The 26,405-nt window shown below is 64.5% G+C and carries 26 protein-coding genes and 1 tRNA gene; 18 read left to right on the plus strand and 9 right to left on the minus strand.

The features are described 5' to 3' along the window. Positions 1–44: 44 nt before the first annotated feature. Positions 45–809 carry an alpha/beta fold hydrolase gene (locus tag IVB31_RS30850; protein WP_247331696.1) on the minus strand — a complete coding sequence of 255 codons (765 nt, stop codon included), beginning with the start codon at positions 807–809 and terminating at the stop codon, positions 45–47. Positions 810–1,130: 321 nt separating this feature from the next. Between IVB31_RS30850 and IVB31_RS30855 the strand changes: the two genes are divergently transcribed. The 3 genes from IVB31_RS30855 to IVB31_RS30865 all read left to right on the plus strand — a co-directional run bounded on the left by IVB31_RS30855 (position 1,131) and on the right by IVB31_RS30865 (position 5,273). Then, a complete protein-coding gene (locus tag IVB31_RS30855) occupies positions 1,131–1,622 on the plus strand; it encodes a (2Fe-2S)-binding protein (RefSeq protein ID WP_007616069.1) in 492 nt (163 codons plus the stop codon). Then, the gene (locus IVB31_RS30860; RefSeq protein WP_247331698.1) at positions 1,619–3,901 is read left to right on the plus strand and encodes a molybdopterin cofactor-binding domain-containing protein; all 2,283 of its coding nucleotides are present in this window, start codon (positions 1,619–1,621) and stop codon (positions 3,899–3,901) included. Before IVB31_RS30855 ends, IVB31_RS30860 begins: the two co-directional genes overlap by 4 nt. Before the next feature lie 277 nt (positions 3,902–4,178). Further along, the gene (locus tag IVB31_RS30865; protein ID WP_247331701.1) at positions 4,179–5,273 is read left to right on the plus strand and encodes an HD domain-containing phosphohydrolase; all 1,095 of its coding nucleotides are present in this window, start codon (positions 4,179–4,181) and stop codon (positions 5,271–5,273) included. Between the two features lie 103 nt (positions 5,274–5,376). On the opposite strand, the gene IVB31_RS30870 is transcribed toward IVB31_RS30865, so the two are convergent. Together IVB31_RS30870 and IVB31_RS30875 are read right to left on the minus strand one after the other, a co-directional pair. Beyond that, on the minus strand, positions 5,377–6,957 hold the full coding sequence (locus tag IVB31_RS30870; protein ID WP_247331703.1) for an AMP-binding protein: 1,581 nt from the start codon (positions 6,955–6,957) through the stop codon (positions 5,377–5,379). Positions 6,958–7,102: 145 nt separating this feature from the next. Next, a complete protein-coding gene (locus tag IVB31_RS30875) occupies positions 7,103–7,513 on the minus strand; it encodes a VOC family protein (RefSeq protein WP_247331706.1) in 411 nt (136 codons plus the stop codon). A 125-nt stretch (positions 7,514–7,638) separates the two neighbouring features. Here IVB31_RS30875 and IVB31_RS30880 point away from each other — a divergent pair, with 125 nt between their 5' ends. Both IVB31_RS30880 and IVB31_RS30885 read left to right on the plus strand, forming a co-directional pair. Further along, complete coding sequence (locus IVB31_RS30880; RefSeq protein ID WP_247331709.1) at positions 7,639–8,613, plus strand: tripartite tricarboxylate transporter substrate binding protein; 975 nt, start codon at positions 7,639–7,641, stop codon at positions 8,611–8,613. Between the two features lie 150 nt (positions 8,614–8,763). Beyond that, positions 8,764–9,045, plus strand: coding sequence for a DUF3551 domain-containing protein (locus IVB31_RS30885; protein WP_247331711.1), 282 nt, complete (start codon positions 8,764–8,766; stop codon positions 9,043–9,045). A gap of 32 nt (positions 9,046–9,077) precedes the next feature. Here IVB31_RS30885 and IVB31_RS30890 read toward each other — a convergent pair whose 3' ends face one another. Next, positions 9,078–10,334, minus strand: coding sequence for a trypsin-like peptidase domain-containing protein (locus IVB31_RS30890; RefSeq protein ID WP_247332333.1), 1,257 nt, complete (start codon positions 10,332–10,334; stop codon positions 9,078–9,080). Between the two features lie 205 nt (positions 10,335–10,539). On the opposite strand from IVB31_RS30890, the gene IVB31_RS30895 reads away from it, so the two are divergent. From IVB31_RS30895 to IVB31_RS30915, 5 genes are all read left to right on the plus strand, one after another. Then, positions 10,540–11,157 (plus strand): hypothetical protein, encoded by a 618-nt coding sequence (locus IVB31_RS30895; protein WP_247331713.1) that lies wholly within the window; start codon positions 10,540–10,542, stop codon positions 11,155–11,157. Continuing rightward, a complete protein-coding gene (locus IVB31_RS30900; RefSeq protein ID WP_247331715.1) occupies positions 11,144–11,518 on the plus strand; it encodes a transcriptional regulator in 375 nt (124 codons plus the stop codon). Before IVB31_RS30895 ends, IVB31_RS30900 begins: the two co-directional genes overlap by 14 nt. Before the next feature lie 31 nt (positions 11,519–11,549). Next, a complete protein-coding gene (locus IVB31_RS30905; protein ID WP_247331718.1) occupies positions 11,550–12,290 on the plus strand; it encodes a di-trans,poly-cis-decaprenylcistransferase in 741 nt (246 codons plus the stop codon). Between the two features lie 187 nt (positions 12,291–12,477). Continuing rightward, the gene (locus IVB31_RS30910) at positions 12,478–13,014 is read left to right on the plus strand and encodes a GNAT family N-acetyltransferase (protein WP_247331721.1); all 537 of its coding nucleotides are present in this window, start codon (positions 12,478–12,480) and stop codon (positions 13,012–13,014) included. A 102-nt stretch (positions 13,015–13,116) separates the two neighbouring features. Beyond that, the gene (locus IVB31_RS30915; protein ID WP_247331723.1) at positions 13,117–13,605 is read left to right on the plus strand and encodes a cyclic nucleotide-binding domain-containing protein; all 489 of its coding nucleotides are present in this window, start codon (positions 13,117–13,119) and stop codon (positions 13,603–13,605) included. Here the strand turns inward: IVB31_RS30915 and IVB31_RS30920 are convergent. Continuing rightward, complete coding sequence (locus tag IVB31_RS30920; RefSeq protein ID WP_247331725.1) at positions 13,544–14,371, minus strand: metallophosphoesterase family protein; 828 nt, start codon at positions 14,369–14,371, stop codon at positions 13,544–13,546. The two genes, IVB31_RS30915 and IVB31_RS30920, sit on opposite strands and share 62 nt — an antisense overlap. A 212-nt stretch (positions 14,372–14,583) precedes the next feature. Here IVB31_RS30920 and IVB31_RS30925 point away from each other — a divergent pair, with 212 nt between their 5' ends. Next, positions 14,584–15,270, plus strand: a complete 687-nt coding sequence (locus IVB31_RS30925; protein ID WP_247332337.1) for a DNA-3-methyladenine glycosylase I — start codon at positions 14,584–14,586, stop codon at positions 15,268–15,270. A gap of 212 nt (positions 15,271–15,482) precedes the next feature. Continuing rightward, the gene (locus IVB31_RS30930; protein ID WP_247331728.1) at positions 15,483–15,776 is read left to right on the plus strand and encodes a hypothetical protein; all 294 of its coding nucleotides are present in this window, start codon (positions 15,483–15,485) and stop codon (positions 15,774–15,776) included. Positions 15,777–15,911: 135 nt separating this feature from the next. On the opposite strand, the gene dinB is transcribed toward IVB31_RS30930, so the two are convergent. Then, positions 15,912–17,012: a DNA polymerase IV gene (gene dinB / locus IVB31_RS30935; protein ID WP_247331730.1), complete on the minus strand. Its 1,101-nt coding sequence runs from the start codon at positions 17,010–17,012 to the stop codon at positions 15,912–15,914. Positions 17,013–17,176: 164 nt separating this feature from the next. Here dinB and IVB31_RS30940 point away from each other — a divergent pair, with 164 nt between their 5' ends. The 6 genes from IVB31_RS30940 (at position 17,177) to IVB31_RS30965 (ending at position 21,871) form a co-directional block, all read left to right on the plus strand. Next, entirely contained in the window at positions 17,177–17,386 is a 210-nt protein-coding gene (locus IVB31_RS30940) for a hypothetical protein (RefSeq protein ID WP_247331732.1), read from the plus strand. Between the two features lie 317 nt (positions 17,387–17,703). Next, positions 17,704–18,423, plus strand: a complete 720-nt coding sequence (locus tag IVB31_RS30945) for an amino acid ABC transporter permease (protein ID WP_247331734.1) — start codon at positions 17,704–17,706, stop codon at positions 18,421–18,423. Then, entirely contained in the window at positions 18,420–19,076 is a 657-nt protein-coding gene (locus tag IVB31_RS30950; RefSeq protein ID WP_247331735.1) for an amino acid ABC transporter permease, read from the plus strand. Before IVB31_RS30945 ends, IVB31_RS30950 begins: the two co-directional genes overlap by 4 nt. Further along, positions 19,073–19,801 carry an amino acid ABC transporter ATP-binding protein gene (locus IVB31_RS30955; protein ID WP_247331736.1) on the plus strand — a complete coding sequence of 243 codons (729 nt, stop codon included), beginning with the start codon at positions 19,073–19,075 and terminating at the stop codon, positions 19,799–19,801. Before IVB31_RS30950 ends, IVB31_RS30955 begins: the two co-directional genes overlap by 4 nt. A 47-nt stretch (positions 19,802–19,848) precedes the next feature. Then, complete coding sequence (locus tag IVB31_RS30960) at positions 19,849–20,919, plus strand: NAD/NADP octopine/nopaline dehydrogenase family protein (RefSeq protein WP_247331737.1); 1,071 nt, start codon at positions 19,849–19,851, stop codon at positions 20,917–20,919. Positions 20,920–20,998: 79 nt separating this feature from the next. Further along, positions 20,999–21,871: an amino acid ABC transporter substrate-binding protein gene (locus IVB31_RS30965; RefSeq protein ID WP_247331738.1), complete on the plus strand. Its 873-nt coding sequence runs from the start codon at positions 20,999–21,001 to the stop codon at positions 21,869–21,871. Between the two features lie 59 nt (positions 21,872–21,930). Here IVB31_RS30965 and IVB31_RS30970 read toward each other — a convergent pair. The 3 genes from IVB31_RS30970 to IVB31_RS30980 form a co-directional block, all read right to left on the minus strand. Next, positions 21,931–22,007 (minus strand) — tRNA-Arg (locus tag IVB31_RS30970). A 151-nt stretch (positions 22,008–22,158) separates the two neighbouring features. Further along, positions 22,159–23,238, minus strand: a complete 1,080-nt coding sequence (locus tag IVB31_RS30975) for a diguanylate cyclase (RefSeq protein ID WP_247331739.1) — start codon at positions 23,236–23,238, stop codon at positions 22,159–22,161. Further along, positions 23,238–26,360: an EAL domain-containing protein gene (locus IVB31_RS30980; protein WP_247331740.1), complete on the minus strand. Its 3,123-nt coding sequence runs from the start codon at positions 26,358–26,360 to the stop codon at positions 23,238–23,240. The genes IVB31_RS30975 and IVB31_RS30980 overlap by 1 nt, the downstream gene beginning before the upstream one ends. Positions 26,361–26,405 lie beyond the last annotated feature (45 nt).

Raw genomic sequence — 26,405 nt, forward strand, 5'->3', positions numbered from 1 at the left:
GCCAACATCGCTCGCTTCATGGCCTGTGTTCCCGTCCGACCGTCCTATCCCGGCAAGTTCTTCAGGAAAGGCGCCACCGCGTCAACAAAAGCCTTGGGCTGATCGATGTTGACGGCGTGTCCGGCGGCGGGAATCACGATTTTTTGTGCGCCGGGGATTTTGGCCGCCATGTAGTCCGACGCCGCGAGGAACGGCGTGTCGTCAGCGCCGACCACGATCAGCGACGGCACCCTGATCTCGGGGAGCAGTTCGATCACGCGCGCATCGCGCTGGGTCAGCATGCCACGCGCGGCAAGCGCCAGCCCGCTGGCATTGCGATGGCTCGCGGTGGCGCGCTCGCGCGTCGCCGCCTTCAGCAGATCGAGGCCTTCGCGATCGAGCCTGTCGGCAATGGCGAGCGCCCGCGCGTTCCAGGCCTCGCGCGCATCGTCCTTCCTAAAGCCCGGGCCGGTGTCGATGATCAGCAGCGCGCGGGCGCGCTCCGGATAAGCGCGATAGAACGCGAGCGACATGTAGCCGCCGAGGGACAGCCCGCCGATGATGGCGCGCTCGGCGCCGACGGCATCGAGGATCGCGGCCATGTCGCCGACCGTGAGCGCTTCGCTGTAAGCGTTGGGATTGTCGGGATAGTCGGATTGGCCGTGACCGCGCATGTCCCACAAGATGAGCTTGTGATCCCTGGCAAGCGCATCGACCTGCCCATGCCACATCGCCGATGTCGAGGAGTACCCGTGGGTCAGCAGCAGCGGCGGACCCTCGCCATGAACCTCGTAATAGATTCCGACACCGTCCCGATCGATCCCCGGCATTGCGTCACCTTGTTATCTTGTTTCTTTATTGTCTTGTTCTTCGTCCATCCTAGCGCGCTCGGTTACTCGGGGGAAACTGCCTGCTCGCGATGGCTTGCATGCTTGGTGCCGCACTCTGTTGCGTTCAGTCGCTGGGCCGCCACCCTTGTCGCAACGCACAAGATGCGCGCACCGCGTTTGTTTCGAGCGATTCCAAATTGCATTTGCCTCCGGCTACGAACGCGATCATTCTTGCGGGCAAGGCTGGCGCCGGCCCGGTGGGCGCCCGCGACACAAGTTGCCGCCGTAAGCGGCTTCATGCACCGGCAGGGGAAGACGCCTATGCCAACTCTCACCATCAACGGGCGGAGTCTGTCCGTGGATGCGGCGAACGACACGCCGCTCCTCTGGGCGATCCGCGAGCAATTGCAGATGACCGGCACCAAGTTCGGCTGCGGTGCCGGCCTGTGCGGGGCCTGTACCGTGCATGTCAACGGCGAAGCCGTGCGCTCGTGCCAGACCATGGTCGGCGACGTCGCCGGCAAGAAGATCACCACCATCGAAGGCCTCGCCGCCAAGGGCGACCATCCCTTGCAGAAAGCATGGATCGCCGAGCAGGTTCCGCAATGCGGCTACTGCCAGTCCGGGCAGATCATGCAGGCGGCTTCGCTGCTTGCGAAGAATCCCAATCCGACCAAGGAAGAGGTCGTGGCGCATATGGACGGCAATCTCTGCCGTTGCATGACCTATTCGCGGATCCAGAAGGCAATCATGCGCGCTGCCACCGAGATGCGCACCGCATCCGCCTCCGGCAACGAACGGAGGCCCACATGAATAAGCACATGAAGACCATCACCCCCGAGACATCAGATCTCAGCCGTCGCTCCTTCCTCGTCGGCACGGCAGCAACCGGCCTCGTGCTCGGCTATGCCGGCGTGCCCGGGATCGATCAGGCGCTCGCGGCGCCCTCGAATTTCGAGCCCAGTGTCTGGTACGCGATCGCGCCCGACGGTCTCGTCACCGTCACCTGCGGCAAGGCCGACATGGGCCAGCACATCGCCTCCACCATGGCGCAGATCGTGGCCGAAGAGTTAGGGGCCAAATGGAGCGACATGCGCGTCGCGCTCGCCTCCAACGATCCGAAGTTCAACGATCCCGTGCTCGGCGCGCAGATCACCGGCGGAAGCTGGTCGACCATGATGAACTTCGACGCCATGAGCCGTGCGGGTGCCGCCGGCCGCATGGCATTGACCGAAGGCGCGGCCGCCGCGATGGGCGTGCCGGCCTCGGAGCTCGTGGTGCGCGAGTCCATGATCGCGCATCCGAAGTCGAAGAAGCAGATGTCGTTCGCCGACATCGTCAAGAGCGGCAAGGCCACCAAGACCTTCACGCCGGACGAGCTGAAGGCGATCAAGCTGAAGACGCCGGATCAATACACCATGATCGGCGTGTCGGTGCCGCAGCTCGACATCCCCTCCAAGACCAACGGCACCGCCAAATACGGCATCGACGTGATGATTCCGGGCATGGCCTATGGTGCGGTGGTGACGCCGCCGGTGCGCTACGGCGCCACGGTGAAGTCGGTCGACGACAGCGGTGCGAAGAAAGTGCCCGGCTTCATCAAGGCCGTCACCCTCGACGACAAGACCGGAACGACCACCGGCTGGGTCGTCGCGGTCGCCAACACCTTCGCCTCGGCGAAGAAGGCCGCCGAAGCGCTGAAGATCGCCTATGACGGCGGCCCCAACGCTAAGGTATCGAGCCAGTCGCTGCTCGATGAAGCCAAGCGGCTTCAGAAGCTGGAAGATTCCGGCCAGTTCTTCGTCAAGGACGGCGATCCGAATGCTGCATTCGGCTCGGCAGCCAAGGTGCTGGAGGCGGAGTACACCACCAGCATCAACATCCACGCGCCGATGGAGCCGATGAACGCCACCGCGGAGTTCAAGGGCGACATCCTGCACATCTATTCCGGCAACCAGTTCGCGACGCGCTCCGGCGCGATCGCGGCCGGTGCCGCCGGGATCGATCCGAAGTTCGTGGTGATGCACCAGATGTGGCTCGGTGGCGGCTTCGGCCGGCGTCTCGATGCCGACATGATGATTCCGGCGGTGCAGGCGGCGAAGGCCATCGGCAAGCCGGTGAAGGTGATCTACACGCGCGAGAACGACATGACGATGGATTTCTCGCGTCCGCTCACCTACCAGAAAGTGAAGGCCGGCGTGGACGGCGACGGCAAGCTCGTCGCGCTCAGCCACGACGTGGTCTCGGCCTGGCCGACCCAGCGCTGGGGCATCCCCGACTTCCTCTCGCCCTCGGTCGACAAGAAGGGGCCGCTCGACGCGTTCACGGTCAACGGCGCGGACTTCTTCTACACCGTGCCGAACCACCATGTGCGGGCGATCAAGAACGAGATGGCGCACAACGCTACCCCGTCGGGCCAGCTCCGCTCGGTGGCGCCGGGCTGGACGTTCTGGGCGGTCGAAAGCATGATCGACGAGATCGCGGCTGCGGCGGGCAAGGACCCAGCGCAGTTCCGCATCGCGTTGCTCGACGGCAAGGGCAAGAACGACGGCGGTGCGCAGCGGCTGCGCAACACACTGCTCGCCGCGATGGGGCTGTCCGGCTACGGCACCCGGCAATTGCCGAAAGGCGAGGGCATGGGCGTTGCCTGCGTCTCCTCGCAGGAGCGCGCGACCGCGAGCTGGACGGCCTGCGTCGCCCATGTCGCGGTGGCGGCGTCGGGCGAGGTGACCGTGAAGAAGCTCACGGTCGCGACCGACGTCGGCACGCAAGTGCATCCCGACAACATCCGCGCCCAGGTCGAGGGCGCGGCGCTGTGGGGCCTGTCGCTGGCGCTGTACGAGAAAGCGACGCTCAAGGACGGTGGCATCGAACAGACCAATTTCGACAGCTACACGCCCTTGCGCATGAGCCAGATGCCGGAGGTCGCGGTCGCCGTGATCGCCAATGGCGAAAAAGCCACCGGCGTCGGCGAGCCCGCGGTGACGGTGGTCGCCCCCGCGATCGGCAACGCCATCTTCAACGCCTCCGGCGCCCGCGTCCGGGCCCTGCCGATCACGGCCGAAGCCGTGAAGGGCGCGATGAAGGCGTAAGGCGGCTTGCGATCGTGACGTGACATGATCCGCCGGAGGGGCAACCTCCGGCGGATTTGTCGTTAGAAAAGCCCTTTGTTTACAAGTACATCTCTACTGTGCATGGGGTTGTTTCGCGCCTTTTGATTGGATCCGCCTTGGGCGGTGGAATCCGTAAAATTGCTCGTAATTTCGCAGGCTTCCCTTGAGCACGCCTCTTAAGGGCCGGAGAACCTGATCCGGCTTAGGCTGACGCCAGATCCAGTCCGTGTGCTCATCACGTGCTTTTGGGGAAGCCATGAACGCCTCAGCCAAGACCGCCGCCAACCGCCGGCTTCTGCTCGCCTCCGACCGGAGCGACGAGAGCAGCGAGCTCGCCAGCATCCTCAAGGCGGTCGGCGACGTCGCGACGGTGACGACCCAGGAGATCCCCGAGCAGCCGGCGCGCGATCTCTCCGGCCTCGTGGTCGACATCAATCTGCGCTCGCCCGAGAGCGTGCAGCGGGTACGCAACAAGCTGCGCGGCGATGCCTATCGCGCGATGCCGCGGCTGTTCGTGCTTGCGGATGCCCTGCATCACGGCACCATGCAGGCCTGGGCCTTGGGCGCCACCGACACGATCTCGCGGCCGTTGCAGCCCGAGGACATTCTGCAGCGCATCCGCGCCGCCTTTCCCGATACCGCCACCTATGACGCGACCGATCGCGGCAAGACGCTCAACCGCGGCGTCGAGGCGGCGCACGCGGTGCTGCGGAAGATGTTCGAGAAGCTGCCGCTCGGCGTGCCCCTGACCTTCGACGACATCATCGCCGCCGAGAGCAAGATCCTGAAGGCGATCAAGCACTCCTCGTTGCGCGAATGGCTCACCACGGTGGGCTGCCATCATGTCGGCAGCTACCGGCACTGCCTGTTCGTCACCGGTTTTGCGGTCTCCTTCGCGCAGCATCTCGGCATGCGCGAGGACGACCAGCGCCGGCTGACCCGCGCCGCGCTGCTGCACGATGTCGGCAAGGCTTTCGTTCCCTCCGTGCTGCTCGACAAGCCCGGCAAGCTCACCGACGAGGAGATGGCAGAGGTTCGCCAGCATCCGCGCCGCGGCTATGACGCGCTCGCGGCACAAGGCGGCTTCCCGCCGGAGATGCTCGACGTCGTGCTGCATCACCACGAATTCCTCGACGGCAGCGGCTATCCCAACGGACTGTCGTCGAACCAGATCAGCGACATCGTGCGCGTCACGACGATCGTCGACATCTACGCGGCACTCGTGGAGAAGCGCGCCTACCGCATGCCCTTCACCCACTCGCGCGCGTTTGCGATGATGGAAGGCATGGGCGGCAAGCTGGACCAGCAGCTGTTGCAGGCGTTCCGCCCGGTGGCACTGGGATCGTTCTGAACACGACGCCGTAGGGTGGATTAGCCGAGGCGTAATCCACCAACTTCGTTCGGCGATCGCAGAAGCATGGTGGGTTACGCCTTCGGCTAACCCACCCTACAAACTACCCCACCATCTTCCGCAGTTCCGCCTTCGCCACCTTCTCCAGCGTCGAGCGCGGCATGTCGTCGACGAAACGGATTTCGCGCGGCACCTTGAAGTCGGCGAGGCCGGCGCGGCAGGCGGCCATCACGGCCTCGTGCAGACCGGGCCGCGCACTGGCGACGCCACCCTGCGGGATGATGAAGACGACCGGCACCTCGTCCAGCATCGGATGCGCCTTCGCCACCACGGCGGCCTCGCGTACGCCGGGGACGAGTGCGATCACCTGCTCGATCTCGGACGCGGCGACGTTCTCGCCGCCGACCTTGAGCATGTCCTTGCTGCGGTCCCCGAAGCGGATGTAGCCGTTCTCCAGCCGCACCACGCGATCACCGGTGAGAAAGAAGCCGTGCGCATCGAAGCTTTCGCGCGTCGCCGCCTCGTTGTGCAGATATTCGGCGAACAGCGACAGGCCGACAATGCCCTTGATCGCGAGATTGCCGGTGTCGCCGACCTCGGTCGGCCGTCCGTCATCATCGGCGATGCGAATGACATATTCCGGCGCGGCGCGGCCGATCGACATCGGGATGTTGGGCTGGTCGACCTCGCCGACGATGCCGTGGGTGATGGTCTCGGTCATGCCCCACCAGCCGATGATCTTGACGCCGAACGCGGCGAAGGCCGGCGGCTCGTTGATCGCTGTGCCCCACAGGCGGAATCTGTGATCGCGCGGGATCTCCTGCTCGAGCAGCGCCTTCATGCAGAACGGTATCGTCGAGGTCCAGGTCGAGCCGTGCTCGCGCGCGGCGCGCCAGAACCGGCTGGCGGAGAAGCGCGGCTGGATCACGCAGGTGGCGCCCACCCACAGCGTCGCCAACATCGAATAGGCCAGCGCATTGGTGTGGAACAGCGGCAGATAGGCCTGGTGCACGTCGCCGGCGTGCAGGTCCTCGTGCGCGGCGTTGACCTTGGCGCCCCACAATGCGTTGGCGTGGGTCCACAGCACCGCCTTCGGGCGCGATGTCGTGCCGGAGGTATATTGCACGCTGCACGGCGCGAGCGGATCAGTCGCGCGCCTGGGACGGTCGGCGCTGTCGGCGAACAGCGCCTCGAAACTGTCGCCGCGCGGGACCGCTTGCGCAGGCACCGCGCCCGAATCATGCGAGGTCACCGCCATCCAGCGGATGTTGCGGCAGTTCTGCGCGACGACCTCGGCATAGGCCGGCTGCGTGATCGCGGCGACTGCGCCGCAATGATCGGCAAAATAGTCCAGCTCGGCCGGGGCCGAGCGCGTGTTGGTGGTGACCGCGATGGCCCCACACTCGACACAGGCAAACCAGGCCAGCAGCGCCTCGATGCAATTGTCGAGATGAATGAGCACATAATCGCCGGGCCTGATGTTGCGCTTCGCGAGCCCCGCCGCGAGCGCGCCGACCCGCTCGTGAAACTCGCCATAGCTCCAGCGCCGCGCCGGCGCGTCGAACGGCGCCCAGATCAGGAACGGATGTGAGCCGCGCATTTCGGCGCGCATCCTCAAGAGCCAGGGCACGTCGAGCCCATCGAACGGGCTGACGATTCCGGCTGCGGCTTGTGAATTCGGCATGTGTCCTCCCCGTGCAGCCTATTTTGGGTTCTGGCTGCTTTTGTCGTCGGGAGTTCTTTTGCCACCGGACAGGGCGTCGATCAATTCGCGAACCCTCTTCCCCGCCGTCATTGCGACGACGGTTCTTGGGGTCCACGGTGGGGCTCTAATCCTCGTACGACGAAATCTCGATCAAACTTCCGTCCGGATCCCGGCAATAGATCGAGCGCAGCGTGCCGCGGGCGCCCTGCTTGGGAACCGGGCCTTCCTCGATCGTGACGCCATGTGCCTTCAAATGCGCCACTACCTCGCCGGGGGTGGCGGAGGTGAGGAAGCAGAGATCCTCGCTGCCGGCGGTCTGGTGATCCGCGGTGAACCACTCCACCTTGTCGGCATCGCGGGGCCGAACGTTGATCTTCTGGTTACCGAACTGGAGCGAAGTCCGCGGCGCTTTGCCGCCGCCGGGGTCGAATACCTTGACTTCCATGCCGAGAATTTTGCGATACCACTCGGCGGTCACTGCGACGTCGGCGACGTTGATCACGAGATGATCGAGGGCTTCGACCTTGACCGGCATGCCTTATCCTTTCGTCGTGATGCGCCCCGTGCACTTTCCGCCTGCGGCAAGCTTTGTTACAACCGCATCGACGCCACGTTCAAGCTGTCTGGCTTCAAGAACAACACGTTGGGAGAACCCTTGAGATGATCACTCGCCGTACCGCGCTGAGCCTGCTCGCCGCCAGTCCGCTTGCAGCCAGTCCGCTGTCGAAGGCGCTTGCCGCCGATTATCCGACCCACCCGGTGAAATGGGTGGTCGGCTATCCGCCGGGCGGGGCCACCGACATTCTGGCGCGGCTGATCGGCCAGCGGCTGTCGGAGAAGTTCGGGCAGCAATTCGTGATCGAGAACAAGCCGGGTGCCGGCAACAATATCGGCACCGAATCGGTCGTCAATGCCGAGCCCGACGGCTACACGCTGCAGCTGGTCAATCCGGCCAACTTCATCAATGCCTCGCTCTACACCAATCTCAAGTTCAACTTCGTGCGCGACATCGCGCCGGTCGCCTCGTTCCAGCGCGTGCCGAACGTGATGACCGTCAACAAGGACGTGCCGGCCAAGACCGTCGCCGAGTTCATCGAATACGTGAAGGCCAATCCCGGCAAGGTCAACATGGCCTCGTCCGGCAATGGCACCTCGGTGCATCTGTCCGGCGAGATGTTCATGGCGCTGACCGGCTGCAAGATGCAGCACGTGCCCTATCGCGGCGCGGCGCCCGCGATCACCGACATGCTCGGCGGTCAGGTTCAGGTGATCTTCGACAACATGCCCTCGATCATCCAGCACATCCGCTCCGGCTCGCTCCGCGCCATCGGCGTCACCACGGCGGAGCGCTCCGCGCAGCTGCCCGACGTGCCGGCGATCGGCGAGACGGTGAAGGACTACGAGGCAAGCGCGCTGTTCGGCATGGGTGCGCCGAAGAATACGCCCAAGGAGATCATCGCCAAGCTCAACAGCGAGATCAACACGCTGTTGAAGGAGCCGGACATGGCCAAGCGCCTGGTCGAGCTCGGCGGCGAGCCGCGGGTGCAGACGCCCGAGGCGTTCGGTGAGGAGATCAAGGCCGAGACCGAGAAGTGGAAGAAGGTCGTCGAGTTCGCCGGCCTGAAGGTCGAGTAGCGATCTTGTGATGTCCCTGATTGGAGCCCTGCCGTTGGGCAGGGCTTTTTTCTTGCGGACCTGGCCCTGTCGGTCCGGAATAAAACGGCGCGACGAAACCTGATGATAGATGGCGCCGTATCTCGCGCCACGAACAGAGGAGTTGGGATCATGCGCAAGAAGGTGCAATTGGCGCTGCTGGCGCTCGGGGCGACAGTCCTTGCCGGCTTCGCCACCGTCACGCCCGCGGCGGCGCGCGACTATCCCTGGTGTGCCCGTGGCGGCGGGTACGATTATCCCGGCGATTGCACCTACAGCACCTATGAGCAATGTCAGGCCAGTGTGTCGGGCCGGCTCATGGACTGCGGACCCAATCCGCTCGTCGCCTACGGTCAGGCGCCTCAGCCGCAACCCCGGACGCAGCGGCGCACGCGGCCCGTCGCGCCTTATTAGCGCGGTATCGGGCTACGCGGCCGGCGTTGCCGCTACCGCTTCGCGTCGGCCTGCTCGGTCCCGGTGCACGAGATCAGCATCGTATAGGCGCGCGCGTTGCCGGCGATGTCGGTCGTCTTGAGCTCTCCTTTGAGCTCGCCCTTCGGCTCGGAGGTCTGGTAGGGCACCACGGAATTGTCGAGGAAGTCGCGCAGCGCGCCGGTCTTGATGGCGAAGTTGATGTTTTCGGGGATGTTCCCGGTTGCCGCGGCGATCCGCAGTCCGTCGAGCTTTCCGGTGACCACGCCCACGATCTGTCCGGTGGTGTCGAACAGCGGGCCGCCGCTATTGCCGGGCTGCACGGCCGCGCTGATCTGCAGGAACCGTGAATCGTTGCGCAGTCCGCTGAGCGAGCTGACGATCCCGGTCGTCACGGTGAAGTCCGAGGTCAGCAGGCCGTGGAAGGGAAAGCCGATCGCGACGACGGAATCGCCGGAGCGGATCGAACGGTCGCGGATGCGGGCGAAGTCCTTGAACGGGGTTGTCGACGGCGCCTGCAACAGGGCGAGATCGTTGTTGGCGTCGCTCGACACCACGCGCAGAACCATCGCGGCCTCGCCGGTGAGGTTGCCCTTGATGTCGCCGACGCAGCCATTGATCACATGGTGGTTGGTGACGATGTGTCCGCTGGCGCTCACGACAAAGCCGGTGCCGCTCTTGGCCCGGGCGGCCTTGCTGCCGGTCGGCGGCGCCTGTTTGTCCGGCGCGGGCTGCGGCTTGGCGGCGATCTTGGTGAAGTCGCCGGCCTTGTCGAGCCCGTCGGCTTTCACCTTGGTGACGCAATTGGCCAGTGCCGCGATCACGGGCCCGGCCGAAGTCAGGTCGAAATTCAGGACAGTGCGGCCGCTGGTCGCCACCATCAAGCTCGCCTTCTGAAACGTTCGTACCACGTTGGCAGGCATGACGGAGGAGAGCATGTTCGTCTGGTTGGCCGTGGCGAACAATCTGGCCTGCTCCTGTCCGTCAAAGATGACGTCGATCGCGGCGTTCTCTCCCTGCTTGAAGCGGTAGCTGGGACTCGCAAAGCTCAATATCCACGAGCCCCCGGAATTCTGGCCGACGACGAGAATAACGCCGTTGGCATAAGGCGCCGTCGCGGCACAATGCGAGAAGGCCCCCGTTTCATCGTTGCTGAACGCGCCGCCGACCCAGTTGCCGATTTTAACGCTGCCGAATGGCCCGGCCGCATGCGCAACGCTGCCGACGCTCACCTGCAATAAAGACAAAACGACTAACGACTTAAGCCACATGCCAGCCCCCCGGGAATGCTTTTCGTTCCATCTTATCCGCGGGGGGAGGTGCTGCGCAACCAGCAGTTGCTCATCCAGTTCAGTGTTCTCGATGCGATGCACTTCGGGCTTGCCTTTACTTTGCGATCCTATATACTTTGCAATACAAAGTGACGGGACCAGCAATCCCGGCAAGCGTGGGCGGAGCGAGGTTTTGGCGTTGCCAATGCGCGATCTCGACAAGGCACTGGCCGACATCGTGGCGATCCGCAGCCAGATTGCGGCCGGCACGGCGTTCCGCGGCTATGGCCCGGCGACGATGGCCGCGACCGGCGCGGTCGCGCTGCTCACCGCAATCCTGCAATTCTGGCTGCTCGGTGATCCCACCGGCGAGCCGCTCGGCTTCTTCTTTGGCTGGTTCATTGCCGCCGCGCTTTCCGGCCTGATCATTGGCGTCGAGATGCGTGCACGTTCGCGCCGCCATCATTCAGGTCTTGCCGACGCCATGATCCACCAGGCGGTCGAGCAGTTCCTGCCCGCAGGCGTTGCCGGTGTGCTGCTTGCGGTGGTGATGTGGAAATTCGCAGGTGAAACGCTGTGGCTGTTGCCGGGCCTGTGGCAGATCCTGGTGTCGCTCGGCATTTTCGCCTCCGTCCGCTCGCTGCCGCGCACCGTCGCGCTCGCCGGCGCCTGGTATTTCATCTCCGGCTTCGCGGTAGTCGCGCTCGCAAGCCAAACCCACACGCTGTCGCCATGGACCATGGGCCTGCCCTTCGTGATCGGGCAATCGGTGATGGCGGGCATTCTGCATTTCGCATCCGGAGACCATGATGTCGAAGATTGACAGCGCACCCTACTCGTATGAAGGACTGGACCGGGTGATCCACGAGAAGGCGAGGCTCGGGCTTCTGACCTCGCTGATGGCGCATCCGAAGGGTCTGGCGTTCGCCGATCTCAAGCAGCTCTGCGGCCTCACAGACGGCAATCTCAGCCGGCATCTCGCCGTGCTCCAGGAAGCCGGCCTCGTCGAGGTGACCAAGGGCTACGAGGGCAATCGCCCGCACACGACCTGCCGCCTGACCAAGGCCGGCCGCCGCCGCTTCCTCGACTATCTCGCCGTGCTCGAGCGCCTGGTGCGCGACGCCGCCAAGGCAGCGGGTCGAGAGGCACCTGCACTCGGCCGCCTCGGCATCCTCTCGACCTGATCGTTCCCCTTTTTTGACCGGAGACTTTGCAATGCAAAGTGACGCCATGTCCCAGAGCGAGAAGCTTCACGTCGGCATCATCATGGACGGCAACGGCAGATGGGCGACGCGGCGCGGGCTGTCGCGCGTGCGCGGCCATGAGGCTGGGGTCGAGACGATCCGCCGCGTCGTCGAGGCCGCACCCAAACAGGGCATCGGCACGCTGACGCTCTACGCTTTCTCCGCCGACAATTGGCGAAGGCCGAAGGCCGAAGTTGCCGCGCTGATGACGCTGTTGCGCTTCTATCTCGCCAACGAGGTGCAGAGCCTGGTCAAGAACGACGTGCGCCTCACCGTGATCGGCCGCCGCGATCGTCTTCCCGACGGCATCGCCAGCGCGATCACGCGTGCCGAAGCGGCCACCGCTCACGGCGGCACGCTGCATCTGCGCATCGCCGTCGACTATTCCGCGCGCGATGCCATCCTCAACGCGGCGGCGAAGGCGGCGGCGCTGACCAGCCTGACCCGCGAAGCGTTCTCACAGCTCGTCACCGGCGAGGCCGGTTTGCGCGACGTCGATCTCATCATCCGCACCTCGGGCGAGAAGCGGCTGTCGGACTTCCTGCTCTGGGAAGGCGCCTATGCCGAGCTGCACTTCACGGAGCGGATGTGGCCCGAATTCGACGCGGGCGATCTCGCCGCGGCTCTGGCCTCCTTCCATGGCCGCGAGCGCCGCTTCGGCGGCCTCCAGGCGATCGTGCCGGAGGAGGCGCCTTCACTCTCTCGCGCGTGACGCAGAAAGCGGGGCAACGGTCCCCGGGGCTGCGTCAAAGTCGTCAACTTCGTCGATGAAAATCCAGCCGTGTCCAGGAACGCGTAGCTGTTCGTTTCCAGCCGCAAGATTGACGGCAATGTCCAAGCGGTCCGTGCACGGTCTCGGCTAGGTGTGCAATCGACGCAACCTGCCGGGAGCCTCGCGCATGTCACAGTTGTTGCTGGATGCCGTTGTCGAGTCGGCCGGAGCAAACGGCCCGGTCTGTATCAGGCCCGCCAGCGCGTCCGATGTCGTGAGCCTCTCGATCTATTTCACGAGCCTTTCCACGACATCGCGCAACAAGCGCTTTATGGGGGCGCGCACCGACTTTGCCGTGGTCGCGGCCGAGTGCATATCCAGGATCAGCCATCCTGATCATTTCACCCTGCTCGCCGAGATCAGGCAGGAGGGGCACGAAGGGCAAGGCACGATCATCGGGGAAACGCGCTACGCATACGACGCGGCCGCCCGTCATGGTGATTTCGCCATCTCTGTTGCCGATGTCTTTCAGCGCAAAGGCGTCGGCCTGCAGATGATGACGGCGATGGAGAGGCATGCGAGCCATCTCGGTCACGAGATGATCGCAGCCGAGACCGCGCGGGCGAACGCCGAGATGCGCGGCCTCGCCAGGAAAGCGGGTTTCGAGGATACCGGCCTCGGCGATTGGCAGTCGATCCACCTCGCCAAGCGCCTGTCACGATAGTCCAGCTTGCCGCAAATGTGAGCAAGCGCAATGCGATTGAAAATCGCTGCGCGCGTCCGCGGATCGTGCTCTACTGCCTCCCGTCACGGGAGTTTTCGCAAGATGCGCGCAGTTCTGGACCATTGCACCGGCGGCACCGAGCGGCAGGTGGCGGCCGGCACGCTCGTCGTCAGCGAGGGCGGCACCAGCAGCGGCCACCTCTACGTGCTCGTGGAAGGCAAGCTCGAGGTGATCAAAAGCGACGTGGTGGTCGCGACCATCGTCGAGCCCGGCGCCGTGTTCGGCGAGATGTCCGTGTTGCTCGGGCTGCCGCATACCGCCACGGTGCGGGCCTGCGCGGATTCGGTCATCTATGAGTTCGAGGACGCGGCGTCATTCCTCATCCAGAAGCCGGAGGTCGCGCTGCTGCTCGCGCGCACGCTGGCGCAGCGGCTCAATGTCGCCAACACCTATCTCGCCGATCTCAAGCGGCAATATGCCGGTCACGGCACCCACCTTGCGATGGTCAGCGAGGTGCTGCAGAGCATGATCAACTTGCCGCCGCTTGAGGTGTCGCCAGGCTCGGATCGGCAATCCGACCCAAGGATGTGAGCCAGTCCGGCGGCTCCTCGATATAGGCAGCCGGCCGCTTCAGCGGCGCGTCGAGATCGATCCACTGCGCTTCACCTGCCGCGAGCCAGAACGCCTGGTTCGCATCGAGATCCAGCACGATATGCGTCGGCGGCCGGCCCGGTTGCAGGCCCGCGTTGAATACCCAGGTCTGACCGAGCCGGTCGAACCACGAGCCGTCGGTGATGAAAGGCGACTGGTGCACGTGGCCCGAGATCACCATGGAGGGCTGATACTGCATGATCCACTGCACCAGCTCGACATCGCCGAAGAAGCGCTTGCCGCCCCAGCTCGTCGGTGAATTCGCCGGCGGCGCATGATGCGCCCAGATCCATCGCTGCGGGCGATTGGCGGCGGCATTGCGCAGCTGTTCGATGATGCGCTCTTTGACCAGCGGCCCGTCCCACCACGGGCACACCGTGAACAGCGTGTCGCCGACGGTGAGGCTGTCGCCGTCGCAGACAATGCCGAGCTCGCGCACCTCCGAGATCCAGCGCGAGATCTTCTCGCCTTCCGCATTGCGTTCGTCGAGATCGTGATTGCCGGAGCAGAGGATCACGCGGGTCCGGGTGGCGAGCAGCGCAAGGTACTTCTTCACCACCACGATCTGCGCACGAAAATCCACCGTCGAGCCGATGTCGAGCGCATCGCCTGCGAAGATCACGAGGTCGAATTGCGGGGCCGCGCTGACCAGCCAGTCGAGCTGCGGCAGCGAATAGTGCAGGTCGGCCACGACCAGGCAGCGCATTTGAAAATCCGTCCGCGGGAGCGATTGAAAATGTCTAGTAATTCCAAAATGATAAGAAGCAAGAAGCAGACCAGCGCGGCCGCCTCTTCGTGTCCATCCAATGCGGTAAGCATGCTGCGGCGGGGTCGCGGACGCAAGTGCTGGCGCGCCGCAGGGCTGGACCGGACCATCGAATTCTGATGTCGTGGCGCACCCTCAACGCCGGTGTCCGCATGCCTTCCTTCAAGACCATTCGCGCCCGCGCCGAGAAGCGCAAGGGCGGACCCAAGGCGCTGGACAAACTGATGCCGGACAAGCCCGACCTGAAGCGGCTGGCTGGGCTCGGCGACGACCGCATCCTCGCCGAGATGAGTAAGCGGGTGTTTTGCGCGGGCTTTGCCTGGAGCGTGATCGAGACGAAATGGGACGGGTTTGAAGAGGCCTTCCTGCGCTTCCTGCCGGCCAAGCTCACCTTCCAGCCCGAAGACTATTGGGAGGGCCTGCTGCGCGACACGCGCATCGTGCGCAACGGCGCCAAGATCATGTCGGTGCGCGACAATTCCGCCTTCGTGCAGGAGATCGCGAAGGAGCACGGCAGCTTCGGCAAGTTTCTGGCGAAATGGCCGCCCTCCAACGAGGTCGGTCTGCTCGATCTCCTCACCAAGCGCGGCAGCCGTCTCGGCGGCAACACCGGACAGATGCTGCTGCGCTTCGTCGGCTGGGACGGTTTTGTGACCTCCAGGGATGTGGCGGTTTGCCTGCGCGATGCCGGCCTCGACATCGCCGAAGAGGTCAAGTCGAAAGGTGATCTCGCAAAAGTGCAGGCGCAGTTCAACGCCTGGGCCGAGGAGACTGGTCTGCCCTACACATATCTGTCACGGATCTGCGCATTGTCGGTCGGAGAGAGCCGAAGCGAGTAGCAGGTCCGGATCTCCGCATCGTGCCGAATCATGTGCATGCTGTGGCCATCTCGTGCCGCGAGTGCGGCAGGCGCGACGCGCCATCACGAAATGCATTTTTGTCGGAACATTCGTGCGCAGCACCCGTTCGGGAATTGAGCCAGGCGACACAGGCGCAGGGAACGCCCGCGGCTCAGCTCAATGAAACCCGAGACGACAGAACGGAGCAGCTCATGAAGCTCACGACCGAACAAGTGAAGCAGACCGTCAACCAGCTCGGCGCCCAGGTGCTGCCCGACGAGCATCCCGCCATGCCGCAGCTCAACAGCATGTTCGGCGAGCACACCTTCTTCGTCGACGACACGGGCCTCAAGGTGCTCGAGCCCACGGCACCGCCCGGCATCGAGCGCCAGAGCGGCGAAGTCATCAGCCTCGCCGATTGGGGTGACACCGAGCTGACCCGCCTGATGGCGCACGAGCCCGAGCCGACGGGTGTGATCGTGGTGTTCGAGCACGTGAGGCATTGATCGGTCTGAGCGGATCGATCTTCAACGGTGGCGGGTCTGAAAATCCCGTCATCGTCCACGACAGGCTTGGCGCCGCGCCGCGGATAAAAATGTCGCTGTCGCGGAGGGCATTTCCAACCTGATTCACAATCTGGTTCAAATGCCGAAAGTCAGCTGCGGCTCCGCATCGTCCCCGATCTGGAGAGAAGATAGCGATACTCCCAAGAGCCTGACGCTCTTGGGCAGCGGCATCTCGACCTCGAGCAGGCCGCCGGCCAGCCGCTCCAGATCGTCGCGGCCTGCAACCGCCGCTGCGACGGACCTGCTGCGCGTGATGATCTCGAAGTCGGCAAATTTGATCTTCAGGGTGACAGTGCGGCCACGATTGCCGGTCGCCTCGCAATGGCGCCAGACCTTGTCGACGAGCGGCTTGAGTTCGGCGAACAGCGCGTCGAATTCGGTGAGATCGGTCGAGAACGTGGTCTCTGCGCCGATGGACTTGCGGATCCGGTTGGCCCGGACCGGCCGTTCGTCGACACCGCGCGAGATCCAGTAATAATACGCGCCCGCCTTGCCGAAATTCGCATTCATGAACTCCAGCGTCTGGTTGCGAATATCGAGGCCGGTGAACATGCCAAGCGCGTTCATCTTCGTGCTGGTCGCCGGGCCGATCCCATGGAATTTTCCGACGGGCAGCGTCTCGACGAAAGCGGATCCCATCTCCGGCGATATCACGAATTGACCGTTGGGCTTGCGATGATCGGAGGCGAGTTTTGCCAGAAACTTGTTGTAGGAGATGCCCGCCGAAGCGTTGAGGCCCGTCTCGGTTTTGATCTTCTCGCGGATTTGGAGGGCGATGTCCCGCGCCAGCGGAATGCCCTGCAAATTGTCCGTCACGTCGAGATAGGCCTCGTCGAGCGACAATGGCTCGATGATGGGGGTGTGCTCAGCAAAGATCTCGCGGATCTGCCGGCTGATCGCCTTGTAGACCTCGAAGCGCGGCCTGACGAAGATCAGGTCGGGACATTGCCGCTTCGCCGTCACCGACGGCATCGCAGAGCGCACGCCGAACTTGCGGGCCTCGTAACTGGCGGCGGCGACGACGCCGCGTTGCGCGGAGCCCCCGACGGCGACGGGCTTTCCGCGCAGCTCCGGATTATCGCGCTGTTCCACGGACGCATAGAAGGCATCCATGTCGATATGGATGATCTTGCGGACGGGCGAGGCGTTGCCAGTCACCGTGTCGGATTCGCTCATGGCAGGATGATACAATTGAGCGACGAGAAGCGCGAGGTGGGGTGTGGTTCAGTTTGTCGAGACAGGCTGACCGCCGCTCCAACCAGTTCATCAAAAGGCAATCTCAGGCTTGTGAGTGGCAAGCATGGGCATGCGCTCTAATATGAGCGTGCGGAGGACAGCCCATGCAATACAGCTCCGAGCTCATTCAGACCATGCGCCAGGCACTCGAGACCGTGATGGCGAGCGTGCCTGCCGATCAGTCGGTCTTCGGTTTGAAAGCGGCCGTAGCCGAATGCATCCTGAAGTCGGCTGCACACGGTCAGACGTCGTACGACGGGCTGGTCACGTCGGCCTCCGACCAAATCCAGGCGATTGTCTCGATGCTGAATTGAGGGCGGGCTCGGTTGAGCGGGCGATGACTCCCGCGCGGGCGGTGACGAGGAGTGCTCGAGCGAGGGTGCGTCCACGCATACTGGACGCGACTGGCGCGCCATCTCGACCCCCTTTGGGCTGGAACGCGCGACGCTGATGTGCGCACGCTGAACGTTCTGCCAGAATGGCGCCAATTGGCCCGCCGCTTGCAGCCGGAACGTTTGACAATATTCAATCGATGGCGGAATCATTCCGAGAGTGGAATTCAAGGGGCGCCAATGAACGACCGAGACCCGCGCTGCATCGTGGAGATATGGCGCGACGGGGCTCTCGCGACATGAATTACCGTTGGGACTGGTCGATCCTCTTCAAAGACACCTATATGGGTTGGCTGTGGAGCGGCCTGCTCTGGACCGTGATTATCAGCCTTGCCAGCTGGGCCGTTGCGCTCACGGTCGGCCTCCTGGCCGGCTCCGCCCGGAGCGCCCCTTCGCGCGGTGCCCGACTGCTGGCCGGACTCTACATCGACGTCTTCCGCAACGTTCCGCCACTGGTGCAGCTCTTTCTCTGGTATTTTGTTCTGCCCGAGGTGGTCCCCGATTCCTTCGGGCTCTGGCTCAAGCGGGACCTGCCCTATCCGGAGATCGTCACCGCTGTTGTGGCCATCGGCCTGTTTGCCGGCTCGCGCGTCGCCGAGCAGGTCCGCGCCGGAATCGAGGCGGTGGGCGCCCCGCTGATGCCGGCAGCGCTGGCGACGGGGCTGCGCCCGGCGCAGGCCTTTCGGCTGATCGTCCTGCCGCTGGGCCTGCGCGCCATCGTCGGGCCGCTGACCTCGGAATTCCTGATCACCGTCAAGCTCTCCTCTCTCAGCCTCACGATTGGCGTACTCGAACTCACCGCGCAGAGCCGCCATGTCGAGAACTACACGTTCCAAGGTTTCGAGGCCTTCACCTTCGCGACGATCGGCTACCTCGTCATCGGCCTGTGCGTGACGGGACTGATGCGCTTCATCGATATCAGGATCGGCGGCGCAGCCCTGCGAAAGACGCCGGCATGAGCGATTTCGACTGGGGCATCATCGCCCGCTCCGCGGCGTTTCTGGCGGAAGGCATGGCGCTCAGCGCGCTGCTGGTCCTGGTCGCGACCGTCGGGGGGCTGGTCCTGGGCTTCGGGCTTGCGCTGATGCGGCTGTCCTCGCATCGGCTGCTCTCGGTCCCCGCCTCGACCTACGTCACTGTGATGCGCACGCTGCCGCTGGTGCTCGTGCTGTTCTGGTTCTACTTCCTCGTGCCACTCGTCATCGGCAGGCCGGTCGGCTCGCTCACTTCGGCCCTGCTGGCCTTTGTGCTGTTCGAGGCGGCATTCTACTGCGAGATCGTCCGCGCCGGCATCTCCAACGTTCGCCATGGACAGAGTGATGCGGGGTTGGCGACCGGGCTGCGGCGCGCCCAGGTGCTGCGCCTCATCATCCTGCCACAGGCACTGCGGGCGATGATGCCGCTGATCCTGAACCAGATCGTCATCGTCTTTCAGGACACTTCGCTGGTCTATGTCGTCTCACTACATGATTTCCTGACCGCGGCGAGCGTCGTCGCATCCCGCGATGGGCGCGCCACGGAGATGTACGCGCTGGTTGCCGTGGTTTATCTGGTGATTTGCCTTAGCACGACGAAGGCCGCCGAGTTCTACAGGAAGGGCCTTCCGTCATGATCGTCATCGAGGACGTGCATAAATCCTACGGCAACCAGCACATCCTGCGCGCCTGCTCCGCGACGGTCAGCCTCGGCGAGGTCGTGGTGGTTTGCGGGCCGTCCGGCTCCGGCAAGAGCACGCTGATCAAATGCATCAACGGGCTCGTGCCGTTCGAGCGCGGCACGATCACCGTGGATGGCGTCTCCGTCTCCTCGCCAAAGACAGACCTGCCGGCCCTGCGCGCTCGCATCGGCATGGTGTTCCAGACTTTCGAACTCTATCCACATATGACCGCGTTGCAGAACGTCAGCCTTGCGCAAATCCATGTGCTGAGACGCTCACGGGCGGAGGCCGATGCGCGCTCGGAGAAAATTCTGGCGCGGGTCGGGCTCGGCGACAAGCGGGACAGCCGACCCAGCCAGCTTTCGGGCGGGCAGCAGCAGCGCGTCTCGATCGCCCGCGCTCTGGCCATGGACCCGCGGGCCATGCTGTTCGACGAGCCGACGTCGGCGCTCGACCCCGAAATGATCAACGAGGTGCTGGAAGTCATGCAGGAGCTCGCGCTCGAAGGCATGACCATGATGGTCGTGACCCATGAGATGGGCTTCGCCCAGCGCGTCGCCGATCGCGTGCTGTTCATGGACCGCGGCCAGATCGTGGAGGACGCGCCCAAGACCCAGTTCTTCACCGCCCCCGCCTCGGAGCGGGCCCGGCAGTTCCTCACCAAGGTCCTCACGCATTGAGCCGGTGAGATGACCGCCCCTCCTCAACCAGAAAAGGCGCTCGCACGATGCGCGTAAGTATTCTTGGAGCCGGCTCCGCCGCCTGCGGTGCCGCCGCCTATCTCGCGACGGCCGGGCATGACCCGATGCTGTGGTCGCCTTCCGGCCGGAGCACGGCAGCCTTCGCGGCAGGAGAGCCGCTGCAGGCGACGATGGCGATCGAGACCAGTTTCCATCCGCGCATTGCCGACGGTGCCGCCGAAGCCATCGCCGACGCGGATGTCGTGATGCTCGCCATGCCGGGATACGCCCACAAGATGGCCCTCGATGAAGCGGCGCAGCACCTGCGGGATGGACAGCCGATCATCATCAGCTCGCACGCCTCCTTTGGCGCGCTCTATCTGTCGCGGCAGCTCGCGGCGCGGGGAGTCCGTTCACCGATCATCAATTGGGGCACGACGCTGACGACCGGCCGCAAGATTTCGCCGACCGAGGTCGCCGTCAACTCGGTGCGATCGAAGATCGACCTCGCGACGGTGCCGCAAGGCGGCAGTGCCGAAGGCCTCGCGCTCTGCACCGCGCTGTTCGGCGACCGCTTCGTCGAACGCCAGGGGCTTCTCGCCATCGCGCTCAGCAATCTCAACCCGCAGAACCACCTCGCCATCGCCCTGTTCAACCTGACACGCATGGAGCGCGGCGAGCGCTGGGGGCAGGCGGAGAACGTCACGGCCGCCGTCGGGCGTGTCATGGAAGCGCTCGACGCCGAGCGGCTGGCGATCGCCGAAGCCTTCGGCGTTTCGGTCCGCACCATCCACGAACACTACGCCTACTCCTATCAACTCACGGTCGCCAGCATCGCCGAGATGAACGCCGAACTCCATAACCGCGGGCGCGGCGGCTTCGGTCCCGCGACGCTGGACAGCCGGTATGTCCTCGAGGACGCGCCCTTCGGATTGCTGCCGACGGTGCTGCTCGGGCAGCTCGTCGCGCGGCCGGCGACCTTGCACGAGGCTGGGATGACCATGCTTTCGGCGGCCTACGGCCGCGACTTCGCAGGAGATAACGACCTTTTGCCCGCGCTCGGCTTCGAGCAGATGACGAGGGAGGAACTCCAGGCGCGGGCACACGGAGGATACTAGACACCTGAGGATACCAGACACTTGCCCTCAGCCGGGCGCGGATCACCATGCGAGCGATCGCGACAACCGAGAGAAACCCATGACACTCAATCTTGCTGCCGCTGCAGGCGCCTTCCTGGCCATCGGTCTCGCAGCTTCGTCTGCAGGGGCGCAGGAGGTGGACTCCATCGTCAAGAAGTTGCGCGACACCCAGACCATCACCATGGGCGTCCGAGACGCCTTGTTTCCCTACAGCTATCTCGACGACCAGAAGAATCCGACCGGCTATTCGGTGGAGTTCTGCACGCGCATCATCGACGACATCAAGACCGAGTTGAAGCTGCCGGAGATCAAGATCAAATACGTCCCGGTCACGATCCAGAACCGTCAGGCGCTCGTCGCCAATGGCACGATAGACCTCGAATGCGAAGGCACGGTCAACACCTTCGGCCGTAACAAGCAGGTCGACTTCTCGTCGGTCTCTTACGTTTCGTCGAGCCAGATGCTCGTCCTCAAGAGCACAGGCATCAAGAGCTATGACGATTTGAACGGCAAGATCGTCGCCGTAGCGACCGGCGGCAGTAGCGAGCCTGACCTCAAAAACCTCATCGCCGAAAAGAAGCTGAGCATCCGCATCCTGAACGTCGATGACCATGCGGCCGGGCTGATCACCGTCGAGACCCGGCGCGCCGACGCTTATTTCAGCGACAATGGCGCCTTCTTCGGTCTGATACGGCAGTCGAAGAAGCCCGACGCGCTTGAAATCGTCGGTGACGAATATGGCTATGCGCCCCAGGGCTTCATGGTGCCCAAGCTCAACCCGACGATTCTCTGGATCGTCAACCACTCCATGGGGAAGATGTTCAAATCGGGCGATGCCGAGGCGCTGTTCAACAAATGGTTCGGCCAGTTCGGCGCTCACGTCTCGCCGAAACTAAGGGCGGCGTGGTCCACCCAGTCCTACGCCGAATGAGCCGGGCCTGACATCGCGCCGGTTTCGCCTCGCCTTGCGCAGGGCGGATCCTGCCAGACTGGCGCACCCGACACGATTCGAACGTGTGACCTTTGCCTTCGGAGGGCAACGCTCTATCCAGCTGAGCTACGGGTGCAGTGGGCCTGATGTAGCCGATTGGCGAGGGGCGGGCAACCGCTTCTCGCCGCGTTGCGCCGGGGCGTTTTCCAGCGAAGTGGACACCGTTTCGCGTCAAGAAAACGCGTCAAAACAAGAATCTAGAGCTTCCGTTCGCGGGAACGGAAGCGCTAGGCCGTTTTACGCCGGACAGGGGCCGGAACCGCCGTGGGATCGCGGCCGTGGCCGGCGAATTCGGCGAGAATGCGTTCGGCGCAGATGACGCGGTTGCGGCCGAGCCGTTTGGCTGCATAGAGCGCCTCGTCGGCCGCGCCTAACAGCCGGTCGGGGCTGCCGTCGGCTTCGCCGGGAATGTGGCTGGCGACGCCGACGCTGAGGGTGACGTGATCGCCGGCCCCGATGGCGCCATGGGCGATCGCTAAGGCCATCACGGCGCAGCGGATCTCCTCGGCGATGGCGCAGGCGGCATCGCCATTCAGGTCCGGCAGGATCAGCGCGAATTCCTCGCCGCCATAGCGGCTGGCAAGGTCGAGCGGGCGCACGGCGTGCCGGCTGACGACGGCGGCGACCGCGCGCAGGCATTCGTCGCCGTTCTGGTGGCCGTGGCGGTCGTTGAACAGCTTGAAATGATCGACATCGACGAACAGCAGCGCCATCGGCTTCTGCGTCCGCTGCGCGCGGGCCCATTCGCTCATCAGCATCTGGTCAAACGCGCGGCGGTTCGACAGGCCGGTCAGCCCGTCCTTGGTGGCGAGCTCCTTCAGCGCGGTCTCGGCGCGCTTCTGGTCGGTGAGGTCGCGCAGCGTCTCCACCACGGCGATCAGATGGCCGGCCTCGTCGTGGATGGGGCCGGCGTCGATGGCGAGATAGAGCTGGCTGCCGAGCTTCGGCATCACGCACCAGTTCTCGGCGCTGAAGCCGAGGCCGTTATGGCCGCGTGCGGCATATTCCGAATAGAACTCCGGCAACTGCTCCGGCCGGTCGAGCGCGACGAGGTCGGCGAGGCAGGGACGCTTGGTCTCGTAGAAGGCCTGCCAGTGCTTGTTGGTGCCGATCACCTCCGAGGCGGCGACGCCGGTCAGCCGCTCGCAGGCCCTGTTCCAGATCACGACGCGGCGCTTCGGGTCGATCACGAAGGTCGGCACCACCAGATGCTGCATCAGCCGCACGGCATAGGAATCCGCGACGTCGACGGTTTTGGCGGGAGTCTTGCTTGAAGTCTTGCTTGGCGTCTTGCCTGGCTTCGTCATCAGGCCACCGCCGCCACCGGCAAGGCTTGGGGCAAACCATCGCCCGGGCCGAACAGCTTTCGCACCTCGCTGGCCGGCTTCGGTCTGCTGAATAGATAGCCCTGCATCTGCGTGCAGCCGAGCGCGCGCAGCATCTCGCGCTGCGCCTCGGTCTCGACGCCCTCGGCGACCGTGGTCATGTTGCTGGCGGCGGCGATGTTCACCACCGCCTGCACGATCACCGGCGCGCCGCTGGTCTCCGCGATGTCGGCGACGAAGCAGCGGTCGATCTTGATCTTGTCGAACGGGAAGCGCTTCAGATAGCTGAGCGAAGAGTAGCCGGTGCCGAAATCGTCGAGCGCGATGCGCACGCCGATGGCGCGGAGCTGGTGCAGGATCGAGAGCGCCGCCTCGTCGTCGCGGATCAGCACGGCCTCGGTGATCTCGAGCTCGAGTCGGGACGGAGCGAGCCCGGAAGCGGCGAGCGCGCCGGCGATCCGCAGCGCCAGCGTTTCGCATTTGAGCTGCACCGGCGAGACGTTGACCGCGATCCGCACATGTGCCGGCCAGCTCGCGGCCTCGTTGCAGGCCGTGCGCAGCACCCAGTCGCCGAGCTCGTTGATCAGGCCGGTGTCCTCGGCGATCGGGATGAACTCCGCCGGCGACACCATGCCGCGCTCGGGATGATGCCAGCGCAGCAGCGCCTCGCAGCCGGCGACCTCGTTGCTGCGCAGGTCGACCAGCGGCTGATAGTGAATCTCGAAACCACCGTTCACCAGGGCCTGGCGCAGATCCTGCTCCAGGGACAGGCGCGCCTTGGCGCTCGCATCCATCTCCGGCACGAAGAAGCGGTGGGTGCGGCGTCCTTCGGCCTTGGCGCCGTACATCGCGAGATCGGCATTCTTGATCAGCTGGTCGAGATCGGTGCCGTCCTGCGGCGCCAGCGCGATGCCGATGCTGGCGTCGGTGGAGAGCTGATGGCCGAAGCAGTGATAGGGACGGCGGATCGCCTCGAAGATTCGCGTCACGAAGGACACCACGTCGGCAGACGATTCGATCCCGGTCTGGATCACCGCGAATTCGTCGCCGCCGAGCCGCGCGATCAGGTCGCCTTGTCCGAGGCAGCCGCGGATGCGGCCCGCGATCGCCTTCAACAGCTCGTCGCCGACGTGATGGCCGAGCGAATCGTTGATGCCTTTGAATTCGTCGACGTCGATGTAGAGCAGGGCGAACTGATGGCCGCCGGCGACCTTCTCCAGCTCGTGTTCGATCTGCTCGCGGAACAGCGCCCGGTTCGGCAGGTCGGTCAGCGCGTCGTAATGCGCCATATGCGCGATCTTCTCGTCGGCGCGCCGCCGTTCGGTGACGTCCTCGACGACATTGATGAGGTAGCGCGGTTCGCCGGATTTGTCGCGAATGCCGATCCGGGTTGAGGTGATGTAGCGCGGTCCCTTGGTGTGGCTTTGCCAGGGGTGCTCGTCCTTGAACAATCCCGTGGTCTCCTGCAGCGCCTTGCTGTCGTCGTCGGTCACGACCGCGGCGGAAGCTTCCGGGTATATGTCGAAGGGAGTTTTGCCGACGATGTCTTCGCTCGATTGGCCGAATTGCTCCTCGGCGGTCCGGTTGACCAGCAGATATTGCCGGGTTTGGGCGTCCTTCACCGTGATCTGCGAGGGGATATGGTCGATGATCTCGCGCAGGAACATGTAGTTGCGGTCGCGTTCCTGCTCCAGATTGCGGCGTTCGGTGATCTCCTCGATCGTGGCGACCCACCCGCCCTGCGCGAGCGGGGTGTTGATGACCTGGAAGGTGCGCCCGCCGGGCAGCTCATGCATCCTCGTCGAGACCGTGCCTTCGGCGACGACCCTCATCACCTCGGCGCAGAACGCCTCGACGTCGCCGTTGAACACGCCACGCTCCTTGCGATGGCGCATCGCCTCCTGGATGTGGCAGCCGGGCTTGATGACATCGTGCGAGAGTCCGAACAAGTCGGCGTAGCGGCGGTTGCAGGTGACGATGTATCCGGCGGCGTCGTACAGGATCAGCCCTTGCGACATGTTGTTCAGGGCCGTGTCGAGCCGCCCTCGCTCGGCTTCCAGTCGTTGCTGGGCCTCGCGGTTCTGCCGGTTGATCTGTCGAATGATCAGGAAGAGGATCAGCGCGATCACCGTGGCCGAAAGCGCGGCCGTGGTGACCATGAAGCCGGTCTGCTGCCGCCAGTCGGCCAGCGCGGCGCTCGTGGTGTTGGTCGCGACGATGACCAGCGGGAAATGCGAAAGCGAGGCCGCCGAGCCGAGGCGGTCCTCGCCGGCGATCGGACCCTTGACGCGCAGGGTGTGCCGGCCACCGTCGGCCAGCATCTTGTGCATCAGCGGCGCGTCCTTGAAGTTCTTGCCGATCAGCTCTTCGACATGCGGGTGGCGTGCCAGCATCTTGCCTTCGCGGTCGAACAGCGAGATGGCCGCGCCGTCGCCGAGCGCCACGGAGGCAAAATAGCGGTGATAATTGTCGGGATCGATCCGGCGCACCATGACGCCGAGGAAAGTGCCGTCCGGCATGTTCAACCGTCGCGCGACGACCGTGGTCCATTTGCCGATGAGGTAGCTGCGCACGGATTCCAGCAGCACCGGCTCGGATCGCGGGTCCGACTTGAAGGTCTGGAAATAGGCGCGAGCAGCGACGTTGATCTTGGGCAGCGGCTGGGCGCGCGACCAATTGACGATCTCGCCCTCCGCGTCGTAGATGACGATGTCGCCGAGATAGGATACCGCGCTGATCTTGCCGCGCAGCATCTGGTTGGCGGCAGGCCCGGACATCCGCTCGCGGAACATCGCGGGTGAAGTGATCTCCGGCAGGTTCATCTGCCCGATCAGATCGGCGGCGACGATGTCGGAATCTTCAAATTGCTGATCGAAGTGCCGCGTGATCAGCTGCACCGTGTTTTCCAGCTCGCGCTCGCGGTTGGCCAGGGTACGTTCGCGGAATTCGCCGACCGCCATGGCGGTCACGGCGAAGATCCCCGCGACCAGCAACACGCCGCACAGGGTCAGCCACAGCACCGGTCCGCGGCGAATCGCCGCCTCCCAGCCGTTCTTCGCGGCTAGGGACATTCCGGCTGCGACCCCTGACAAGACCTGGCGCATTCCCCCTCCCTGGAGGGACAGGAATACACCGCACAAATGGCGCAA

It is taken from the genome of Bradyrhizobium sp. 21 (assembly GCF_023073335.1).
Taxonomy (GTDB): Bacteria; Pseudomonadota; Alphaproteobacteria; order Rhizobiales; family Xanthobacteraceae; genus Bradyrhizobium.

Bases quoted from the DNA above. Each gene is read 5' to 3' on its own strand.
- IVB31_RS30940 (WP_247331732.1), top strand. From the start codon at position 17,177: ATGCAATACAGCTCCGAGCTCATTCAGACCATGCGCCAGGCACTCGAG.
- IVB31_RS30895 (WP_247331713.1), top strand. From the start codon at position 10,540: ATGCGCGATCTCGACAAGGCACTGGCCGACATCGTGGCGATCCGCAGC.
- IVB31_RS30855 (WP_007616069.1), top strand. From the start codon at position 1,131: ATGCCAACTCTCACCATCAACGGGCGGAGTCTGTCCGTGGATGCGGCG.
- IVB31_RS30955 (WP_247331736.1), top strand. From the start codon at position 19,073: ATGATCGTCATCGAGGACGTGCATAAATCCTACGGCAACCAGCACATC.
- IVB31_RS30880 (WP_247331709.1), top strand. From the start codon at position 7,639: ATGATCACTCGCCGTACCGCGCTGAGCCTGCTCGCCGCCAGTCCGCTT.
- IVB31_RS30875 (WP_247331706.1), bottom strand. From the start codon at position 7,513: ATGCCGGTCAAGGTCGAAGCCCTCGATCATCTCGTGATCAACGTCGCC.
- IVB31_RS30865 (WP_247331701.1), top strand. From the start codon at position 4,179: ATGAACGCCTCAGCCAAGACCGCCGCCAACCGCCGGCTTCTGCTCGCC.
- IVB31_RS30975 (WP_247331739.1), bottom strand. From the start codon at position 23,238: ATGACGAAGCCAGGCAAGACGCCAAGCAAGACTTCAAGCAAGACTCCC.
- IVB31_RS30965 (WP_247331738.1), top strand. From the start codon at position 20,999: ATGACACTCAATCTTGCTGCCGCTGCAGGCGCCTTCCTGGCCATCGGT.
- IVB31_RS30905 (WP_247331718.1), top strand. From the start codon at position 11,550: ATGCAAAGTGACGCCATGTCCCAGAGCGAGAAGCTTCACGTCGGCATC.
- IVB31_RS30960 (WP_247331737.1), top strand. From the start codon at position 19,849: ATGCGCGTAAGTATTCTTGGAGCCGGCTCCGCCGCCTGCGGTGCCGCC.
- IVB31_RS30850 (WP_247331696.1), bottom strand. From the start codon at position 809: ATGCCGGGGATCGATCGGGACGGTGTCGGAATCTATTACGAGGTTCAT.
- IVB31_RS30910 (WP_247331721.1), top strand. From the start codon at position 12,478: ATGTCACAGTTGTTGCTGGATGCCGTTGTCGAGTCGGCCGGAGCAAAC.
- IVB31_RS30920 (WP_247331725.1), bottom strand. From the start codon at position 14,371: ATGCGCTGCCTGGTCGTGGCCGACCTGCACTATTCGCTGCCGCAGCTC.
- IVB31_RS30980 (WP_247331740.1), bottom strand. From the start codon at position 26,360: ATGCGCCAGGTCTTGTCAGGGGTCGCAGCCGGAATGTCCCTAGCCGCG.
- IVB31_RS30870 (WP_247331703.1), bottom strand. From the start codon at position 6,957: ATGCCGAATTCACAAGCCGCAGCCGGAATCGTCAGCCCGTTCGATGGG.
- IVB31_RS30860 (WP_247331698.1), top strand. From the start codon at position 1,619: ATGAATAAGCACATGAAGACCATCACCCCCGAGACATCAGATCTCAGC.
- IVB31_RS30885 (WP_247331711.1), top strand. From the start codon at position 8,764: ATGCGCAAGAAGGTGCAATTGGCGCTGCTGGCGCTCGGGGCGACAGTC.
- IVB31_RS30915 (WP_247331723.1), top strand. From the start codon at position 13,117: ATGCGCGCAGTTCTGGACCATTGCACCGGCGGCACCGAGCGGCAGGTG.
- IVB31_RS30925 (WP_247332337.1), top strand. From the start codon at position 14,584: ATGCCTTCCTTCAAGACCATTCGCGCCCGCGCCGAGAAGCGCAAGGGC.
- IVB31_RS30890 (WP_247332333.1), bottom strand. From the start codon at position 10,334: ATGTGGCTTAAGTCGTTAGTCGTTTTGTCTTTATTGCAGGTGAGCGTC.
- IVB31_RS30930 (WP_247331728.1), top strand. From the start codon at position 15,483: ATGAAGCTCACGACCGAACAAGTGAAGCAGACCGTCAACCAGCTCGGC.
- IVB31_RS30900 (WP_247331715.1), top strand. From the start codon at position 11,144: ATGTCGAAGATTGACAGCGCACCCTACTCGTATGAAGGACTGGACCGG.
- IVB31_RS30950 (WP_247331735.1), top strand. From the start codon at position 18,420: ATGAGCGATTTCGACTGGGGCATCATCGCCCGCTCCGCGGCGTTTCTG.
- dinB (WP_247331730.1), bottom strand. From the start codon at position 17,012: ATGAGCGAATCCGACACGGTGACTGGCAACGCCTCGCCCGTCCGCAAG.
- IVB31_RS30945 (WP_247331734.1), top strand. From the start codon at position 17,704: ATGAATTACCGTTGGGACTGGTCGATCCTCTTCAAAGACACCTATATG.